We start from the raw sequence: 2,385 nt of genomic DNA, 5'->3' as shown, positions 1-2,385 counted from the left end.
CAAATATCCAATAAAAATAGTGTAGCAGAATTTGGAAAAAAGTAAATCTCATGAATTCAACGTTAATCTGGATGAGGTTGATTTTAATAATTTCATTCTAAAGGAAGGGCAACTCCCTTTATTTGGTACAGAGGCAGTGCAACTCTCTTTCTTATTTGGCTCAGAGGTAGAGGTAGATTCAGAGCCAGAGGAAGAAGAACAAGTATTGCCTGAAGGTGAACACCGTCATTTTGTATATTCATGGAGATGGTGCGGTGATAAGAGGTTCGCAAAAATTGGTCGAACACGTAATGGTTTGGAGGGTGTGAAGAAGCGGATGGTTACAACCTATCACCCTACAGATGATCCAGTTCCGCTTGGTGTCAGGAAGTGCGCTGATATGGAAGAATCCCACAAAACTGAGCAATATATCCTAACTGGACTTGGGCGGACACGCCGGGATCGTGAATGGGTAAAAATTAACGAGGCGTTTAATGAACTACTTGAAAAATCATTCTCTGCTGTTCGCTTGAAAAATCATTCTCTGTTGTTGATATAGAATAAAAATCGTATTCTGTCTCGGCAAGTCCCTCACGCCTGTAGCAAGTTGTGTTGCTACGTTAACTTTAGCCAAACCTAACCTGTTGCGAAAAGCTTTGGAGGAAAATAGAATGATAAGAGAATGTATTTTATCTTTCAACTGTATCGTAGGACTACTCGCGTGTGGAATCGTCCATGCCCAAATACCACAGCCATTACAACCCTCTCCTACGACACCTCAAGAACAAGCCCAATTTTTAATGATACAGCAACAAGCCATCGTTGATGCTCAATTTGATGCTGAGCAAAATGTGAGTGCGCCACTTTGGTTTTTGGGAGGTGCATCTTGCGGTATCTTTACTTTCGCCTATGCAGCGATAGATACACCACAAGTGCCAACGGTTCGGCTACTCGGTAAATCCCCCACATATATTGCTTACTATACAACTGAATATCACTCAAAAGCGAAAAGAAAAAGAATCACAAACACTTGTCTTGGGTGGGGGACGTTTGTCGTCTTGTATTTTGCATACCTTGGAGCAACGTGGGACTAATTTGTGTCCGTTTTGGGTGAGGTTCACTCCTTAACGAGGGCATTGCCTCGTCCGCCTCATAAACCATTGTGGAGACGGAATTACACGTGGTAATTCAATCGGAGGCATCTATGTCGCCGAACTTAATGAAAAGTTTTGTTGTTTTTCTAATGATCGTATGTATCTTATGGGGATGTGGCAGTATTGACCTATGCGAGTCCGAAATTGGTGATGTTGTTGAGATCACTGCTTTTGATTCTGGGTGGACACACTCCTTTGATACAGACTTGGAGGGATGCGAGGTCAATGCGATATATAGAATTATCGGCAATCCTATTTTTTTAACGCCTGGGGATGTCGTCGGTTTAGAAATTGTCCGAGTCAACAGTAGGTATTCGTATGATGTTATTGTCTTATCTATACGATAGTGCGAGTCTGCTGGAAGGTAACACCATTAAAAATCGTATCCTGTCTCGGCAAGATCATCTCTCCTCTTGCGACTTGTCTTGGTAAAAGTGCAATGCTTCGCTGGGATTGCGAACAATCTTACCGGGCGGGAGCGACGCTCGGATACCGCGTCCATAAACTTTCGTCAGCGGACGGGGTGAAAGTATCGCGATGATCCCCTTATCCTTCCGCGAACGCACCAGCCGACCAGCACCCTGTTTCAGAAGCAAGAGCATATCCGGTAGACTCATTTCACGGAAAAAATCGTCAGGGTCTGCTAACAGAGATTTCCGGGCATCCGTGAGTGGGTGTGGCGGCGCGAACGGCAACTGCGGGATAATCACCGTCTCAAGCGTCGAACCCGGTGCGTCAATCCCCTCCCAGCACGATGCGACACCGAAAAGCACGGATGTCTCATCGGACTTGAACGCCGCAACGGTCTCTTTGAGACGATGCGTCCCAAACTGACGATATGCCGTGATCTGCATCTCCGCAAAGACATCTTCAAGCCGATGATACAACTCATAAAGCAGTTGATTGCTCGAACATAAGACCAATGCCCGACCCTCGCGTAAGCGGAGGTAGTATTCTACCAACGCCGTCTGCTGAACCCAATACTGCTCTTTCTGCGACTCCGCTGAACTCGGGTACGGACGATCCACTAAGACATCATCAAAAAGGTGAATCTCTACATTCTGTTTGTAGGGGAACTCAGACGGATACACCTTCTCAATGAGTGTTTTGCCGGATTTCGGGAGTCCCAACTGTTGGCGGATACGCTGAAAACTATTGTCAACCTGTAACGTCGCAGACGTGAAGATCACGGCGTTTTCCGCGTCAAAGAGAGGTTCTATCTGCTTTGAAATATCAATCGGTGTCCGCTTCA

The 2,385-nt window shown here is 45.7% G+C and carries 4 protein-coding genes; 3 read left to right on the top strand and 1 reads right to left on the bottom strand.

Going from position 1 to position 2,385, the window contains the following annotated elements; all coding sequences use genetic code 11:
- Positions 1-31 precede the first annotated feature (31 nt).
- The 3 genes from OXN25_19465 to OXN25_19455 all read left to right on the top strand — a co-directional run bounded on the left by OXN25_19465 (position 32) and on the right by OXN25_19455 (position 1,480).
- Complete coding sequence (locus tag OXN25_19465; GenBank protein MDE0427037.1) at positions 32-538, top strand: GIY-YIG nuclease family protein; 507 nt, start codon at positions 32-34, stop codon at positions 536-538.
- Between the two features lie 112 nt (positions 539-650).
- Positions 651-1,073 carry a hypothetical protein gene (locus OXN25_19460; GenBank protein MDE0427036.1) on the top strand — a complete coding sequence of 141 codons (423 nt, stop codon included), beginning with the start codon at positions 651-653 and terminating at the stop codon, positions 1,071-1,073.
- Between the two features lie 110 nt (positions 1,074-1,183).
- Positions 1,184-1,480 (top strand): hypothetical protein, encoded by a 297-nt coding sequence (locus OXN25_19455; protein MDE0427035.1) that lies wholly within the window; start codon positions 1,184-1,186, stop codon positions 1,478-1,480.
- A 54-nt stretch (positions 1,481-1,534) separates the two neighbouring features.
- On the opposite strand, the gene OXN25_19450 is transcribed toward OXN25_19455, so the two are convergent.
- Positions 1,535-2,385, bottom strand: an 851-nt coding sequence (locus OXN25_19450) for a hypothetical protein (protein MDE0427034.1), incomplete at its 5' end; no start/stop codon positions are given.

Source organism: Candidatus Poribacteria bacterium (genome assembly GCA_028820845.1).
GTDB lineage: Bacteria > Poribacteria > WGA-4E > WGA-4E > WGA-3G > WGA-3G.
Note: the sequence above shows the minus strand (reverse complement) of the source record. Positions and strands in the feature narration are given on the sequence as shown.

Excerpts from the sequence above, each read along its gene's own strand:
- OXN25_19460 (MDE0427036.1), top strand. The coding sequence starts at position 651 with ATGATAAGAGAATGTATTTTATCTTTCAACTGTATCGTAGGACTACTC.
- OXN25_19455 (MDE0427035.1), top strand. The coding sequence starts at position 1,184 with ATGTCGCCGAACTTAATGAAAAGTTTTGTTGTTTTTCTAATGATCGTA.